Here is a 14,579-nt window from a genome sequence, read left to right as displayed (position 1 = left end):
CTGCGGTCAGCGTCGTCTTACCATGGTCAACGTGCCCAATCGTGCCGATGTTGACGTGCGGTTTTGTACGCTCAAACTTTTCCTTTGCCATTCCTCAGGCGCCCTTTTGCGATTTGGGGGACCCTTGGTCCCGTGGTTACATCTGCGCGCGCGAGATATTTGGTTCAAAGGGGAAAATCAAGCACATCCTGAGGGAAATGCGCCGATCACGCCGGATTCTGCGTGAGCTCGCTCGTTTCCAGCGGCTGGATCAGGTCCGGACGCCGGTCAAACCAACCATTGTCCTTGTGTTCTTCGGCCAACCACTCTTCGACTCGGTCGGCAACTTTCAGGGCAAGGCCGCTCATCTGCTCTTCTTTGGTGCGGGTATTGCCCGATCCTGTCAGAGCGCTCTCTCCGGTCGTGTCTTCCAAAACCTGGAACTGCTTGCCCTTGGCGAGGAATTCTTTCTTCTTCACATCGTAGACGTTGACCAGAACAATCGCCGTGCTTTTGGGATTGTAGATCACGGGAATTCCCGGAGGCGCCAGCATGTAGCCTTCGAGGCTGATACCGATGTCGTATTCCTGTGCACCTTCATAACGGCCGAGACGGATATCAACCGCGTTCTGAATGGCGTTTTCCCATTCTTTCGGAGTCGCATCACGCGAGACCGGACCTTGGCGGGCTTTCTCTGCGAAGGCGTAGTTTACGCGTAGCTTGAATTCCCCCAACGACTCGGGTTCTTCATACACTTGCGTCTGCGTGCAGGCGCCCATGAGGGCCAGTCCAGTAATCAGGGTCAAAATGCGCAGCATGATCTCGTCTCGATAGGCCTGTTTTTCTTTGATCTAGCGCACCGATACGGCATGTGCCAAGCCGTATCGGCGGATTTCACCCGAAACCCTCGTCAGGTCACGAGAATTTATAGTCACGCGGGAAGCCATAAGGAGGCTTTTTCCCAACGCTGGCGCGTTTGGCCAGCCATTGGGACATATCCGCCTCGTGCCGGGTTTTTTCGCCGCCCATGGACCACTTGAGCCCTTCTTCCCAGTTGAACGTGGTGATATCGGACAGGCCGCCATCCAGCTCCAACGTGCCCTGCCGGCCGCGCGCCATATTATATTTCTGCAAGCGCACGCCTTTGCCTCGTGTCATCTCGGGCAGCTCTACGGTCGGGAAGACCAGGAACTTGCCATTCTGCGAGACCACTGCGACGTGGTCGCCATCGACCGGCTTGCAGATCATCGCCGTCTCGTCGCCCTTGACGTTCAGCACCTGTTTCCCATTGCGGGTCTGGGCCAGAACGTCATCTTCAGGCACCATAAAGCCGTTGCCTGCGTCGGAGGCCACCAGCAGCTTGCGCCCCGGTTTGTGGATCAGGATGTCGATGATTTGCGCTTCGTTTGGCAGGTCGACCATCAAGCGTAGCGGCTCACCCATGCCCCGCCCGCCGGGCAGGTTCGCGGCGCTGACCGTATAGAACCGCCCGTTCGACGCGAACACTAGCAACCGATCCGTGGTTTCCGCATGGAAGATGAACCGGGGGCCGTCGCCATCTTTGAACTTCAATTCGCGCTTGAGGTCGATGTGACCGGTCATGGCCCGAATCCAACCCATCTGAGAGCAGACCACCGTGATCGGCTCCTTGTCGATCATCGCCTCAAGCGGCACTTCCTCGACCTGCCCGGCCTCGGCGAACCGGGTACGGCGCGCGCCGCCTTCATAGTTTTTGCCGAAGGTCTTCTTGGTCTCTTTCAACTGTTCGGCGATCTTGGCCCATTGCAGAGCGGGGTCGGCCAGTAGGTCTTCCAGATTGGCGCGTTCCAGCATTAGCTCGTCACGCTCACGGACCAGTTCCATCTCTTCGAGACGACGCAGGCTGCGCAGGCGCATGTTGAGGATCGCGTCGACCTGAACTTCGGAAAGCTCGCCCTCGCCCGGTTTGGGCGAGATGTAATCGGACTCATCTGTAGCACGAACGTGGTCGATGCCCCAATCCTCGCGCATCAGCGCTGCTTTAGGGTCGTCGTCGTAGCGAATGATGTCGATCACACGGTCGAGATTGAGGAAGGCGACGATAAAGCCCTCCAATACCTCCAGCCGATGGTCGATCTTCGCCATGCGGTGACGCGAGCGACGGATCAGGACCTCTTGCCGGTGATCGAGGAAGGCGCGCAGCACTTCTTTCATCGAGCAGACTTTAGGCGTCACACCGTCGATCAGCACGTTCATGTTCAGGCTGAACCGCACCTCAAGGTCCGAGTTGCGATAAAGCATGCCCATCAGCACCTCGGGATCCACGTTCTTGGAACGCGGCTCGAGGATCAGACGGATGTCATCGGCGGATTCGTCGCGCACATCGGCGAGAATCGGGATTTTCTTGGTCTGGATCAGTTCTGCGATCTTTTCGATCAGCTTGGATTTCTGAACCTGATAGGGGATCTCGGTGACCACGATCTGCCACTGACCACGACCCAGATCCTCGACCTCGAACTTACAGCGCAGCCGGAAGGACCCGCGCCCGGTGCGATAGGCTTGGGCGATATTCTCGGGCGGCTCGACGATCACGCCGCCGGTCGGGAAATCCGGGCCGGGCACGTAGTTTAGCAGAGTGTCGTCGCGCGCATCTGGCGTTTTGATCAGATGCAGACAAGCGTCGCAGAGTTCCGAGATATTATGCGGCGGGATATTCGTCGCCATGCCCACGGCAATACCGCTGGCACCATTCGCCAACAGGTTCGGGAACTGAGCGGGCAGTACGACCGGCTCAGTCAGCGTCCCATCATAATTGTCGCGGAAATCAACGGCGTCTTCGTTCAGACCTTCCAGCAGCGCCTCGGCCACGATGGTCATCCGCGCTTCGGTGTAACGCGAGGCCGCCGGGTTATCGCCGTCGATATTGCCGAAATTCCCCTGCCCGTCGACCAGCGGGTAGCGCACGTTGAAATCCTGGGCCAGACGCGCCATCGCGTCGTAAATCGCGGCGTCACCATGCGGATGGTAGTTACCCATCACATCGCCCGAGATCTTCGCAGACTTCCGGAAACCTCCGGTTGCACTGAGTCGTAGTTCCCTCATCGCATAGAGGATTCGCCTGTGAACCGGTTTCAAACCATCACGCGCATCCGGCAGCGCCCGATGCATGATGGTGGACAGCGCATAGGTCAGATAGCGCTCACCAATTGCGCGGCGTAGCGGTTCGGCTACCTCGCCCCCATTGTCAGGGGCCTCCATGTTGGGGTCGTCGATCGTATCGTTCATATATGATGTGATACGACGCAAGCGCAGCTTGGTAAAGCAACCAAGACTTATTTTACTGGGGACAAGTCGCGCTTTTTGCAACAGGGGGAGGCAACCCACGGATTTCCCCCATTTTTCGACTCCCGCCTCGAAATATGCTATGGTCTCATGAATTAAACTGCTGCCAATTCTTGTATTTACGATTTCTTCGGGGGGAAGCGTCATGACGCGCCTGATACTTGTTACTTTTGTCGCCCTTGGCTGGGCCTTCTACGTCATGAGCGGAGGCCCCGATTTCGAGCCGCGCGGCCTGCGCAGTGACAATCCGCAGCGTATGGCGGCCACGTTCGAACCTGCACCCAAGGCGACGCCTCCGGCTGCCGCACCGGTTGAGGAGTTGGTGACCCGCGCCGCAGTTCAACCCATCCCTGTTATTGAGTTTATTGCAGAACCAGAACCTGTTCTGGGTGAGGAAGAAACCAAGGCGCTTCTGTCTCAGGTTGCAGCCGGACTGCAGGCGAATCCGTCCCTGTTCGAAGATCAGGATGTGACGCTGACGCTGGCCTCGCTGGAAGGCGGCGTAGCGGCGATGCAGCAAGTCACAACCGATGCCGAACCTGCTGTGTCACCTGTCACAGAGCCCGAAAAGGACATCCGAGAAATCTCTGGCACTCGCGTCAACATGCGTGACGGGCCGGGCACGATCTATCCCATCATCGGTAAGGCCACGATCGGACAACGGGTCGAGGTCCTGAGCGATTCCGGCACGGGTTGGTTGCGCACACGCGTGTTTCCCGGGCAACAGGTCGGATGGATTTCGGCATCACTGGTCCGCAAAACCACAAACTGACGTCCGGGCGTCATTGCCCTGTTTCCTCTCGCAGCCTAGGTGTTGGGGACGTTGAGGTTCGGGGCCATCATGCAGAAATCAATTCTTATTACCGGCTGCTCGTCCGGCATCGGCCTGGATGCAGCACACGGTATGCGTGCACGCGGTTGGCGCGTCTTTGCCTCGTGCCGCCAGCAGCGTGATTGCGACAGGCTGCGCGCGCAGGGATTTGAAAGCCCACGAATCGACTATCAGGACACAGACAGCATCACAGCCGGACTGGCCGAGGTTCTTGAGGCCACCGGAGGCACTTTGGACGCCCTGTTCAACAACGGGGCGCACGGACTGCCCGGCGCGGTCGAAGATGTTCCGACCAACGGTTTGCGGTTCATCTTCGAATCGAATGTCTTCGGCTGGCACGAGCTGACGCGGCAGGTCATTCCCGTCATGCGTGAACAGGGTCATGGGCGCATTGTCCAGAACTCCTCGGTTCTGGGGTTGGTCGCGTTCCCCTGGCGCGGCGCCTATGTCGCCACCAAATACGCGATCGAAGGTCTGACCGACACGATGCGCCTGGAACTACGCGGCAGCGGCGTCAAAGTCATCCTGATCGAACCCGGTCCAATCACGTCGAAAATCCGCGAAAAGGCGATCCCGGTGTTCGAGCGGTTCGTGGATTGGGAGAACTCGGTCTTGCGTGACAGGTATGAGGCATCTTTGCTGAAACGGCTCTACGAAGGCTCTGGCCCAGACGCGTTCGAGCTGCCTGCCTCGGCGGTTACCAACAAGCTGGCCCATGCGGTCGAAGCGAAACGGCCCAAGGCGCGCTATTACGTGACGACCCCGACCTATATTGCGGGCTATTTGCGGCGAATTCTGCCAACAAAAGCCATCGACCGCATCCTGTCAGACATCTGAGGCAATATTTCTCGTTCGCTTTTGGCCCCGCAGGCGCTAGATCAGGCGCACCCAAAGAAAAAGCGGACGGTGACTGACGATGGACCCTTTGATGGTCGTTTTGCTCTTGGCGATGGCGGCGGTTGTCGTCGTGCTGACCCTTGGCATCGCAAATTTCGGTAAAAGCGGCATGGACGCCGCCAAGAAAAGCAACAAAATGATGCGCCTGCGCATCCTCTTTCAATTCATTGCCGTATTGCTAATTGTGCTTTACGTCTTCTTGCGCGGACAAGGAGTTTGAAGATGGTCGTTCTGAACAAAATCTACACGCGCACAGGCGACGACGGAAAAACCGCTTTGGGCAATGGCGAACGGGTTGCGAAATACTCGGGCCGCGTGGCCGCATATGGCACGGTTGATGAGTTGAACGCCTTTGTCGGCGTCGCCCGGACAGAAGCCGAGGGTGAAACCGACGCCGCCTTGGCCCGCATACAGAATGACCTGTTCGATCTGGGGGCTGATTTCTGCCGGCCCGACATGGAAAAAGATGCCGAGGCCGACTACCCGCCGCTGCGCATCGCGCCTGCTCAGATCGACCGGCTCGAGGCTGAAATCGACGCGATGAATACCGATCTTGAACCACTGCGCAGCTTCATCCTGCCCGGCGGCTCGGCTTTGGCAGCGCATCTGCACGTCTGCCGCACCGTCTCGCGCCGGGCCGAGCGTCTAGCTGTTGAACTGACCAACATGGAGCCTGTCAACGAGGTCGCGGTCAAATACCTGAACCGTCTGAGTGATTGGTTCTTCGTCGCCGCCCGCTGCGCCAACAATAGCGGCAAGGATGATGTCTTGTGGGTTCCGGGCGCGAACCGCTGAAAGCGTCGGGACGTCCAGTGGACGTCCAGACGGCCGGAAGGGTGGAGCCCCAGCCCGAAGGGTGGGCGTAAAGCGTTGTATACTCGGCGCACCGCTAACCAAAACAATCAGTCTTCTTGGTTCAGTTGGACGGGTTGGCCACCGGCAACCAAATCCCACCATCGTCGGCCAACCGTCAAAAAATCTCCGCTCCCTATTCGTCAAAAAACACAAAACGCGACGTCTCAAGCCCATGACGTGACGATTTTGCTCTGTTGTCGATGAGATTGAGTCGCTATCTAGTCCCGCGAGAGCATTGGTGGAGTCGCGACGCGGCTTGCCGTTTTTGTAAGGAGCGAACGCAAAAATGAAGGTACTTGTGCCTGTCAAGCGCGTGATTGACTACAACGTTAAGGTCCGCGTTAAGGCGGATGGTAGCGGTGTTGATCTCGCCAATGTAAAAATGTCGATGAACCCGTTCGACGAGATTGCAGTTGAAGAGGCGATCCGCCTGAAAGAAGCGGGCAAGGCTGACGAAGTCGTTGCTGTTTCGATCGGTGTGAAGCAGGCGCAGGAGACGCTGCGGACTGCTCTGGCCATGGGTGCGGACCGCGCGATTCTGGTTGTGGCTGCGGATGACGTCCACACGGATATCGAGCCTCTGGCCGTTGCGAAAATCCTGGCCAAAGTGGTCGAGGAAGAGCAGCCGGGCATCGTTCTGGCGGGCAAGCAGGCGATCGACAATGACATGAACGCCACCGGCCAGATGCTGTCGGCCCTACTGGGCTGGAGCCAGGGCACCTTCGCCTCCGAGCTGGACATCGAAGGCGACACCGCCAAAATCACCCGTGAGGTTGACGGCGGTCTGCAGACCATCAACGTCAAGATGCCGACTATCGTGACCGTTGACCTCCGCCTGAACGAGCCGCGCTATGCGTCGCTGCCGAACATCATGAAGGCGAAGAAAAAGCCGCTGGACGAGAAAACCGCCGCCGATTACGGCGTCGACGTCACTCCGCGTCTGGAAATCGTCAAAACCGATGAGCCGCCGGCCCGTGCCGCTGGTATCGTCGTCGGCTCGGTTGATGAGCTGGTCTCGAAACTCAAAGAAGCGGGGGCTGTGTAATGGCTGTACTTCTGCTTGCCGAAGTCAACAACGGCGAACTGTCGCTGGACGCCACTGCCAAGGCCGTGTCCGCTGCGAAATCGCTGGGTGATGTGACCGTTCTGGCCGCGGGCGGTTCTGCCGCTGCTGCCGGTGAGGCTGCTGCCAAGATCGACGGCGTGTCCAAGGTTCTGGTTGCTGAAGACGAGTCGCTGGGCCACCGCCTGGCGGAATCGACCGCAGCGTTGATCGTGGGTCTCGCCGATGGCTATGAGCACATCGTTGCCCCTGCCACCACCGACGCCAAGAACGTCATGCCGCGCGTTGCTGCGTTGCTGGACGTGATGGTGATCTCGGATGCGTCTGGCGTGGTTGACGGCTCGACTTTTGAGCGTCCGATCTATGCAGGCAACGCGATCCAGACCGTCAAATCGAACGACGCCAAGAAAGTCGTCACCTTCCGCACCGCTTCCTTTGATGCGGCAGGCGAAGGCGGTTCGGCTGCGGTTGAGACCATCTCGGTTGGCGAAAACCCCGGCCTGTCGTCCTGGGTTGAGGACAAGGTTGCCGAGAGCGATCGTCCCGAGTTGACCTCGGCTGGTGTTGTTGTTTCGGGCGGCCGTGGTGTCGGCTCGGAAGAAGACTTCAAATTGATCGAGACTCTGGCTGACAAGCTCGGCGCCGCTGTTGGCGCGTCGCGTGCCGCCGTGGACTCGGGCTATGCCCCGAACGATTGGCAGGTGGGTCAGACCGGTAAGGTTGTTGCACCGGACCTGTATGTCGCCGTCGGCATCTCGGGCGCGATCCAGCACTTGGCTGGTATGAAGGACTCGAAGGTCATCGTTGCGATCAACAAAGACGAAGAAGCACCGATCTTCCAGGTTGCTGACTTCGGTCTGGTTGCTGACCTGTTCCAGGCCGTACCCGAACTGACCGAGAAACTCGGCTGATCGAACCAAGCGGTTGCTTGGAAAACCATTGTAAGGCCCGCCCCCTCGGCGGGCCTTTTTCAATGCAAATCACGGATCGATCGGGAAAGCGCTTCTGCGATCCGACGATGGGTCGCCGGGCCGATCATATGTTCGGCCATAGGCTGCTGAAGGGTCCCGAACAGCATATCCTCCAACTCATCCGATTCGCCGGAGATCCGGACTGACATCGAAACGACATCCGCACCGAACGGACGCAGTGCGTCCAACATCTCGGTATCCACAAAGACCGGTTCACAGCCCAGCGGCCCGGCAACCTCATGGGCGATCTCGCCATCGACCTGCAGGTTCAGCAAAACGACCGGAGGCCGGATCTCCTGTAGAAAAACGCCGAGGGTTTCCACCCACTTTTTGCGAAGTTCGTGGGTGACGATTTCGAAGCGTGCGTCCGAATAGGAATGCAGCAACCCAAGCAGGTGACGCACGAAATGTACATCCGTGAAATCCACCTCGGGGTAGAGCGTCAGCAGGTCCGATGTTGGAGATAGAAACCGGTCATTGCGGCGCGGATGAACCCGGTAGAAGCGATTCGATTGCCCCAGTGCCCCCGGCAATTGCAGCACACATAGATCGGACTTATTCGCCAGTTCAACCAAGGTGGAATCACCGCACAGCGCATCAACCCCACAAAGAAGACTGCCGAAGTTGACGCACTTGCGGTCCAGCAGACCTTCGAGAATCGCAGCATAGGGGTGTTCGACGAAGCGACCAAAGGTCTCGTCCCCTCCGATGCAGGCCAGATAGGAGCCGTTCAACGCGCGCGATGGCCCCCGGAATCGCAGTTTTGACGCCCCATACTGACAAATGCTGTCTTCGGGCACAGCTGCGCCCGTTTGATGATAGCTCATATCACTCACCCAATTTTTCACCCGGTTGCCATCTTGCCGTCGCAAGTCTTGCGAAATTGCTAATGCGCGGATTTGAGGCAAATTTGACCGGTCCGCAGACCTCGGATGCCTCTTGCCGCCCGCCCCAAACTGCCGGTAATGTCGCGGCGAGCTGAGAGCAGAGGCACCAGAGCATGGAAATCAAATCGGTCGGAGTGATTGGCGCAGGCCAGATGGGCAACGGGATCGCGCATGTTCTGGCGTTGGCGGGCTATGACGTTCTGGTCAACGACGTCAACAAGGACGCTTTGGACAATGCCATAAAGACGATCGAAGGCAATCTGGCGCGTCAAGCATCCCGCGGGAAGATCTCGGACGAGGCTGTGCAAGCCGCTTTGGGGCGGATCACCACCACGCTGGAATTGCCACGTCTGGGCCAGACCGATCTGGTGATCGAGGCCGCGACCGAGCGTGAGACGATCAAGCAGGCAATCTTTGAGGATCTGCAACCGCATTTGCTACCGCATACGATCCTGACCTCGAATACATCCTCGATCTCGATCACACGTCTGGCCAGCCGGACCGACCGGCCAGAGCGGTTCATGGGGTTCCACTTCATGAACCCAGTGCCCGTCATGCAACTGGTCGAGCTGATCCGAGGGATTGCCACCGACGAAGAGACCTATAACGCCTGTAAGGCCGTTGTCGACAAACTGGGCAAAACCGCCGCCAGCGCCGAGGATTTCCCGGCATTTATCGTGAACCGTATCCTGATGCCGATGATCAACGAGGCGGTCTATACGCTCTATGAAGGTGTGGGGAGTGTTCAATCCATCGACCAATCGATGAAGCTGGGTGCCAACCACCCGATGGGGCCTCTGGAACTGGCCGATTTCATTGGGCTCGACACCTGTCTGGCCATCATGAACGTGCTGCATGATGGGCTTGCGGATACCAAGTATCGCCCCTGTCCGCTGCTGACGAAATATGTCGAGGCTGGATGGCTGGGGCGTAAGACCCAGCGTGGATTCTACGACTATCGCGGCGACGTGCCGGTTCCGACGCGCTAAAAGGGGGCCAGCCCCCTCGCCCGGATTTCATCCGGTCTCACCCCGGGATATTTTAGCCAGATAAAGGAGCGGATCAGCGCTTTGCTATGCCGCCCAAAGACATCGTGTGGTTTCGCAGCCACGCCATGAAACCGCGCGGGTCGCGTTCGAGCAGCTGCATGTCTTCGCCCGAGATCGGCTCTCCGATCACCGGGGATTGGGGCTTGTTACAAGAGCGGACGATCTCATGCAGCAACAGCCCCTGCCGTAGGATCGGCGAGAGTTTGTTGGCGATCTGATAGGCGCGCGAGTTGCGGCCGGGGAAGTAAATCGGCACCACGGTCGCGCCTGAACGGCGGATCATCTTGGCGGTGAAGACGTTCCATTCGCGTTCAATTGCCGGCCCGAACCAATCATCCGAGGACATAACCACACCCGAGGGGAACAGGGCGACCACGCCACCCTCTTTCAGGTGGTCCATCGCCTTGGTCCGCATTTCCAGCATTTTGGTTTGCGCTTCGGGATCATGCGGGAAGGGAACGGGGATCATGAACGAGGTCGCGGCCTCATCCAGGCCAGTCAGAACCGAGCGAGTCAGGATACGGTAGTCGCTACGGACACGTCCAATAAGCTCGGCGAAAATCATGCCGTCCACCATGCCATGAGGATGGTTGGCAACAACGACAACGGGACCGGTTTTGGGAATACGTGCGATCTGTTCCTCAGGCGTGGTGAGGGTGATCCCCATCGTCTTGAGCGCCCCACCCCAGAACCGCTGGCCACGATACTGCTCGTTTTTCTTTTCAAATTTATTGACCATCCGCAGAATGGTCAGCTTGCCGGTACACCATTCAATGGCGCGGATTGCCGTCGCGGTCCAGGCATCGTCGAACGAATTGGCATAGGTCAGCGTTCTACGGTCGTAGATCTCGCCCTGATCTTCGGTCCCGTCGACAACGGGGCCTGTCTTGGTGTCGTGCGTTGTTTCCGCCAATTCCTGGTCTTCCCGTTCTTCCTGTCCCGGCGGGGTGGCTTTAGAACCCCTCGCCGAACTTGTCGTTCACAAGCGTTTCCAAGGCTTCTGCCAATGCCTCAGCATCCGGCCCGGAGGTCTCGACGTCAATAGTGGTTCCACGCGAGGCTGCCAACATCAAAAGGCCCATGATACTGTCGCCTGATGCAGAAAGTCCGTCCTTGGAGACTTCCGCACTTGCATCGAAACCTTCTACTACCTCAACCAGCTTGGCCGAGGCGCGGGCGTGCAGGCCCTTTTCATTTATGATTTTCAAGCTTCGATTGGTCATTTCAATACGTCCGGTTCTAATCCAATGTCACATTTTGCGCATTGATGTACTTGCGTCCAGCCTCCATCGCGTGACGCACGGCATCGCCCACGGGCAGGTGGCGACTTTTGGCCAATTTGATCAGCATGGGAAGGTTCGCGCCATACAAAATGCGCCGATCCTGCGGCGCACAGGCCCGGAGGCTGAGGTTAGACGGGCTGCCACCGAACAGGTCCGTGACGATCACCACGCCGCCACCCATATCAACGTCGTTTGCGGCGCGGCAGATTTCGGCCTGCTTTTCATCGCGGTCATGATCGGCTTCGATCGCAATCGCGACGAGGCCGGGCTGCGGCCCCACAACATGCTGCATGGCGGCCAGATACTCTTTGGCCAACCCTCCATGCGCTACGATCACTATCCCGATCAATCCGGCCTCACATTCAATGCGCGTCGTTCCATCTCGCGGTGCCTAATTGCCACCTGCTGCCCCCTGTCTGCAAGGGCTTTCGCAATCGCCTCGGCCAAAGCGACAGATCTGTGCTGGCCACCGGTACACCCGAAAGCAACCGACAGGTGCGCTTTGCCCTCGGCGCGAAAGGCAGGCAGCAAAAGGTCCAGCATTCCGACCACCTGGTCAAAGAACGGAGCGTAGTTCTTATCGGACTGGACATAGCGCGCCACGTCAGCGTTTCGACCGTCGGCGGCACGCAATTCGGGCCGCCAGTAAGGATTGGCCAGAAAACGGCAATCAAACACCATATCGAGGCCGCGCGGCAGGCCGCGTTTGTAGGAAAAAGACTCGATCGAGACCGCAAGATGGCGGCCACCTTGTGGGGCGAACCAATGTTCGACCTCTTCACGCAGTTGGTGAACATTCAGGGCGCTGGTGTCGATCAGGGTATCGGCGATTTCCCGGATCGGGGCCAGCAGTTCTTTTTCCTGGCGCACCCCGGCTTCAGGGCCCGCATCCTTCGCGACAGGGTGACGCCTGCGGGTTTCCGAGAAGCGGCGCAGAAGAACCTCATCACTGCAATCCAGATAGAGAACGGTCAGGTCAACCTGTTCCATACGGCCCAGCTTGGCGGCCAGTTCGATGAACCCGATGGTCGAGAAATCCCGGTTGCGCGCATCAATCCCCAAAGCTATGGGCCGATCATCCCCAGCCCCTTCCAGCAGGCGCGTCAGCAGGCCCATGGGCAGATTGTCTATTGCCTCAAACCCCAGATCCTCAAGCACGTGAATGGCTGTCGAACGCCCTGCCCCGGACGGCCCGGTCACCAGGACGATCCGCCGTTGCGCTGTCATGTGCTGGTCCATTCCAGGTCTACACGCCCCATTTTAAGCAGTTGCATCAGTGCTTCGGCCAAATTGGGCACGCCGGCGCCAAACAACAAGGGTACATAGTGCCCCAGCAACTGCAAAGTAACGGGCTCCGGCAGGCGGGCGGGCTGCGTCTGGTCCATATCGAGCACATAATCCAAAGCCACCGGGCCGCAAGGGGCGGCGCGCAACAGTCCGATGCCACGCGCCTCGATCAAGCCCGCAATCCGCTGTGGTGCGTCGGCAATCACCGCGCCCTCGTCCCGGCTCAGATCGACCCGGTCGTCGGCAACCAGATCGGCCCCAAGAGCAATCATGCGAAGGGCGAGTGAGGATTTACCCGACCCCGAGGCCCCAACGATCAGCAGCCCCCGCCCTTGAACCGCGACACTAGTCGCGTGAACACAGGCGCTTTCTTTGTTCGCAATGTCTGAAAGCGTCTGACTGCTCATGTCCTAGACAGGAAGCCCCACGACGAAACGCGCGCCCAGCGGCTCCGAGGTGACATCGGCTTCGGTCGGTCTAATGTTCTCGGCCCAGATCACGCCGCCATGCGCCTCGACAATCTGTTTCGAGATCGCCAACCCGAGGCCGGAGTTGTTGCCAAAATGCTCTTCGGGGCGCTCAGAGTAGAAGCGTTTGAAGACCTTGGTCAGGGCCTGTTCCGGTATGCCGGGGCCTGTGTCTTCGACAACGACAAGCACGCGGTGGTCGCGTTGACGTACCCAAACGCGGATCGCATCGCCCTGCTCGCAGAAGGAGATCGCATTGGTGATCAGATTGACGAAAACCTGGGCCAAGCGCGCCTCAAGCCCATTGATCACGATCGGGTCGGCGGGTAGATCGGTGGCGTATTCAATGCCCTTGGACTTGGCGTCTTCGCCCAGAAACTGGCCCAGATTGTCCAGTAGTTTCAGCAGATCAAAGGGCTGCTCTTCCTCTTTCACAAGCTCCGCGTCCAGCCGCGAGGCGTTGGAGATATCGCTGACCAGTCGGTCCAGACGCCGCACATCATGCTCGATGACGCCCATAAGCTTTTCACGCTGATCGTCACGCTTGACCATCCGCAGCGTTCCAACAGCGGATTGGAGGCTGGCCAGCGGGTTCTTGATCTCATGCGCCACGTCGGCCGCGAACTGTTCATTTGCGTCAATCCGATTGTAGAGCGCCGTGACCATGCCTCGCAGCGCCAGGCTGAGGCGACCGATCTCATCAGGGCGGGCGCTAAGGTCTGGGATGCGGATGCGGCCAGGGTTAACGCCTGTACCCCGGTCTTTGCCCATCTCGGCCGCGGCGGCCAGATCGGCCAGCGGATTGGCAATAGTCGACGCCAGAACAAGGCTGAGACCGACCGAAACCAGAAGGGCGACGACAAACATCTGCAGGATCCGCTCCTGCTCGCGCCGGGCCAGCGCGTCGATCTCACCTGCCGGTCCGGTTATGGCAACAGCTCCGACCGTCGCGTCGTTGAACACGATGGGAGCGGCGGCAACGATCACTGTCTCATCCATCTCGTCCTGCACGGCTTGCACCTGTGTTCTGCCGCCAAGCGTATCGGGGATGATGGATTGCACCCGTTGGGCCAGTGTTGGGGCCTCGTCAGTCGTTGACCAGTTGAACACCCGGGACACCCCGGTCCAGACCGCATTCAAAGCGTCACTGATGACAGTGCTTCCGGTTTGGATGTCCGCCTCTGACTGCAGGATGGTCGACAGATCCACGGCAACTGAGGCACCCCGCGTCCAGCCGATCAACGTCCCGCTGGCGTCGTAAATAAAGACCTCGCCACCCTCTGGTAGGCTTAACCCAGCCAGCGTGTCGCCCACATCCAGCACCCGCGGATTTTGCGCACCTGCGGCTGCGTTCTGACGGATCTGAGCCTCGAACACGTTGCTAACCAACTGCGCGTCGCCCATCAGGTTGCGCGCGGTTTGCTGAACCTGTTCCTTTCGGGAATCGTCCAGATACAAAAGACCGGTCACGAGAATGACCAAGGCAATCAGGTTGAAGGTGACGATTTTGCGCGCCAAAGGCGAGCCACGCAGAGAAAACAAGTTCCTCCGCGACCGCTTCTCTCGCAGTTCAGCAGACTCGGGGTCTTGCGGGATAACCCAGTCATCCCCGATGACGACATCACCGTCGTGCAGCTCGTCAGATTGGTCAGTGTCACGCACGGGACCACAATACCTTCAAACGGGGC

The 14,579-nt window shown here is 58.9% G+C and carries 17 protein-coding genes; 7 read left to right on the top strand and 10 right to left on the bottom strand.

The genetic code is table 11. The features are described from left to right. From ACR0IP_RS21500 to parC, 3 genes are all read right to left on the bottom strand, one after another. Window positions 1-91: GTP-binding protein (locus ACR0IP_RS21500; RefSeq protein WP_215675807.1), on the bottom strand; the 91-nt coding region annotated here is incomplete at its 3' end. 115 nt (window positions 92-206) lie between these two features. Beyond that, the gene (locus tag ACR0IP_RS21495) at window positions 207-797 is read right to left on the bottom strand and encodes a hypothetical protein (RefSeq protein WP_170380416.1); all 591 of its coding nucleotides are present in this window, start codon (window positions 795-797) and stop codon (window positions 207-209) included. Window positions 798-894: 97 nt separating this feature from the next. Continuing rightward, complete coding sequence (gene parC, locus ACR0IP_RS21490; RefSeq protein ID WP_480527870.1) at window positions 895-3,243, bottom strand: DNA topoisomerase IV subunit A; 2,349 nt, start codon at window positions 3,241-3,243, stop codon at window positions 895-897. A 202-nt stretch (window positions 3,244-3,445) separates the two neighbouring features. Here parC and ACR0IP_RS21485 point away from each other — a divergent pair, with 202 nt between their 5' ends. The 6 genes from ACR0IP_RS21485 (at window position 3,446) to ACR0IP_RS21460 (ending at window position 7,858) form a co-directional block, all read left to right on the top strand. Continuing rightward, window positions 3,446-4,072: an SH3 domain-containing protein gene (locus ACR0IP_RS21485; protein WP_480527869.1), complete on the top strand. Its 627-nt coding sequence runs from the start codon at window positions 3,446-3,448 to the stop codon at window positions 4,070-4,072. Between the two features lie 69 nt (window positions 4,073-4,141). Then, window positions 4,142-4,969, top strand: coding sequence for an SDR family NAD(P)-dependent oxidoreductase (locus tag ACR0IP_RS21480; RefSeq protein WP_480527867.1), 828 nt, complete (start codon window positions 4,142-4,144; stop codon window positions 4,967-4,969). 79 nt (window positions 4,970-5,048) lie between these two features. Next, entirely contained in the window at window positions 5,049-5,249 is a 201-nt protein-coding gene (locus ACR0IP_RS21475; protein WP_170380419.1) for a twin transmembrane helix small protein, read from the top strand. A 2-nt stretch (window positions 5,250-5,251) separates the two neighbouring features. Beyond that, entirely contained in the window at window positions 5,252-5,824 is a 573-nt protein-coding gene (locus ACR0IP_RS21470) for a cob(I)yrinic acid a,c-diamide adenosyltransferase (protein WP_419737778.1), read from the top strand. A 346-nt stretch (window positions 5,825-6,170) separates the two neighbouring features. Continuing rightward, complete coding sequence (locus ACR0IP_RS21465; RefSeq protein ID WP_170463230.1) at window positions 6,171-6,929, top strand: electron transfer flavoprotein subunit beta/FixA family protein; 759 nt, start codon at window positions 6,171-6,173, stop codon at window positions 6,927-6,929. Beyond that, a complete protein-coding gene (locus tag ACR0IP_RS21460; protein ID WP_170380422.1) occupies window positions 6,929-7,858 on the top strand; it encodes an electron transfer flavoprotein subunit alpha/FixB family protein in 930 nt (309 codons plus the stop codon). The genes ACR0IP_RS21465 and ACR0IP_RS21460 overlap by 1 nt, the downstream gene beginning before the upstream one ends. A 59-nt stretch (window positions 7,859-7,917) precedes the next feature. On the opposite strand, the gene ACR0IP_RS21455 is transcribed toward ACR0IP_RS21460, so the two are convergent. Next, a complete protein-coding gene (locus ACR0IP_RS21455; protein WP_480527864.1) occupies window positions 7,918-8,745 on the bottom strand; it encodes a DUF6473 family protein in 828 nt (275 codons plus the stop codon). 173 nt (window positions 8,746-8,918) lie between these two features. Between ACR0IP_RS21455 and ACR0IP_RS21450 the strand changes: the two genes are divergently transcribed. After that, window positions 8,919-9,794 carry a 3-hydroxybutyryl-CoA dehydrogenase gene (locus tag ACR0IP_RS21450; RefSeq protein ID WP_170380423.1) on the top strand — a complete coding sequence of 292 codons (876 nt, stop codon included), beginning with the start codon at window positions 8,919-8,921 and terminating at the stop codon, window positions 9,792-9,794. A 73-nt stretch (window positions 9,795-9,867) separates the two neighbouring features. Here ACR0IP_RS21450 and ACR0IP_RS21445 read toward each other — a convergent pair whose 3' ends face one another. Genes ACR0IP_RS21445 through ACR0IP_RS21420 form a run of 6 tightly spaced genes read right to left on the bottom strand, consistent with a single transcriptional unit; the run spans window position 9,868 to window position 14,553 of the window. Continuing rightward, window positions 9,868-10,767 (bottom strand): lysophospholipid acyltransferase family protein, encoded by a 900-nt coding sequence (locus ACR0IP_RS21445; protein ID WP_170380424.1) that lies wholly within the window; start codon window positions 10,765-10,767, stop codon window positions 9,868-9,870. Between the two features lie 40 nt (window positions 10,768-10,807). Continuing rightward, entirely contained in the window at window positions 10,808-11,077 is a 270-nt protein-coding gene (locus ACR0IP_RS21440; protein ID WP_170380425.1) for an HPr family phosphocarrier protein, read from the bottom strand. A 16-nt stretch (window positions 11,078-11,093) separates the two neighbouring features. Continuing rightward, window positions 11,094-11,486 carry a PTS sugar transporter subunit IIA gene (locus ACR0IP_RS21435; protein ID WP_170380426.1) on the bottom strand — a complete coding sequence of 131 codons (393 nt, stop codon included), beginning with the start codon at window positions 11,484-11,486 and terminating at the stop codon, window positions 11,094-11,096. Then, window positions 11,483-12,364 carry an RNase adapter RapZ gene (rapZ, locus tag ACR0IP_RS21430; protein WP_480527862.1) on the bottom strand — a complete coding sequence of 294 codons (882 nt, stop codon included), beginning with the start codon at window positions 12,362-12,364 and terminating at the stop codon, window positions 11,483-11,485. Before rapZ ends, ACR0IP_RS21435 begins: the two co-directional genes overlap by 4 nt. Then, a complete protein-coding gene (locus ACR0IP_RS21425) occupies window positions 12,361-12,831 on the bottom strand; it encodes an HPr kinase/phosphatase C-terminal domain-containing protein (RefSeq protein WP_170692764.1) in 471 nt (156 codons plus the stop codon). Before ACR0IP_RS21425 ends, rapZ begins: the two co-directional genes overlap by 4 nt. 3 nt (window positions 12,832-12,834) lie before the next feature. Continuing rightward, a complete protein-coding gene (locus ACR0IP_RS21420; protein WP_170692766.1) occupies window positions 12,835-14,553 on the bottom strand; it encodes a sensor histidine kinase in 1,719 nt (572 codons plus the stop codon). Window positions 14,554-14,579 lie beyond the last annotated feature (26 nt).

The organism is Ruegeria sp. AL11 (assembly GCF_056540865.1).
Note: the sequence above shows the minus strand (reverse complement) of the source record. Positions and strands in the feature narration are given on the sequence as shown.

Excerpts from the sequence above, each read along its gene's own strand:
- ACR0IP_RS21460 (WP_170380422.1), top strand. The coding sequence starts at position 6,929 with ATGGCTGTACTTCTGCTTGCCGAAGTCAACAACGGCGAACTGTCGCTG.
- ACR0IP_RS21495 (WP_170380416.1), bottom strand. The coding sequence starts at position 797 with ATGCTGCGCATTTTGACCCTGATTACTGGACTGGCCCTCATGGGCGCC.
- ACR0IP_RS21450 (WP_170380423.1), top strand. The coding sequence starts at position 8,919 with ATGGAAATCAAATCGGTCGGAGTGATTGGCGCAGGCCAGATGGGCAAC.
- ACR0IP_RS21475 (WP_170380419.1), top strand. The coding sequence starts at position 5,049 with ATGGACCCTTTGATGGTCGTTTTGCTCTTGGCGATGGCGGCGGTTGTC.
- ACR0IP_RS21425 (WP_170692764.1), bottom strand. The coding sequence starts at position 12,831 with ATGAGCAGTCAGACGCTTTCAGACATTGCGAACAAAGAAAGCGCCTGT.
- ACR0IP_RS21440 (WP_170380425.1), bottom strand. The coding sequence starts at position 11,077 with ATGACCAATCGAAGCTTGAAAATCATAAATGAAAAGGGCCTGCACGCC.
- ACR0IP_RS21465 (WP_170463230.1), top strand. The coding sequence starts at position 6,171 with ATGAAGGTACTTGTGCCTGTCAAGCGCGTGATTGACTACAACGTTAAG.
- ACR0IP_RS21480 (WP_480527867.1), top strand. The coding sequence starts at position 4,142 with ATGCAGAAATCAATTCTTATTACCGGCTGCTCGTCCGGCATCGGCCTG.
- ACR0IP_RS21485 (WP_480527869.1), top strand. The coding sequence starts at position 3,446 with ATGACGCGCCTGATACTTGTTACTTTTGTCGCCCTTGGCTGGGCCTTC.
- ACR0IP_RS21470 (WP_419737778.1), top strand. The coding sequence starts at position 5,252 with ATGGTCGTTCTGAACAAAATCTACACGCGCACAGGCGACGACGGAAAA.
- parC (WP_480527870.1), bottom strand. The coding sequence starts at position 3,243 with ATGAACGATACGATCGACGACCCCAACATGGAGGCCCCTGACAATGGG.
- rapZ (WP_480527862.1), bottom strand. The coding sequence starts at position 12,364 with ATGACAGCGCAACGGCGGATCGTCCTGGTGACCGGGCCGTCCGGGGCA.
- ACR0IP_RS21455 (WP_480527864.1), bottom strand. The coding sequence starts at position 8,745 with ATGAGCTATCATCAAACGGGCGCAGCTGTGCCCGAAGACAGCATTTGT.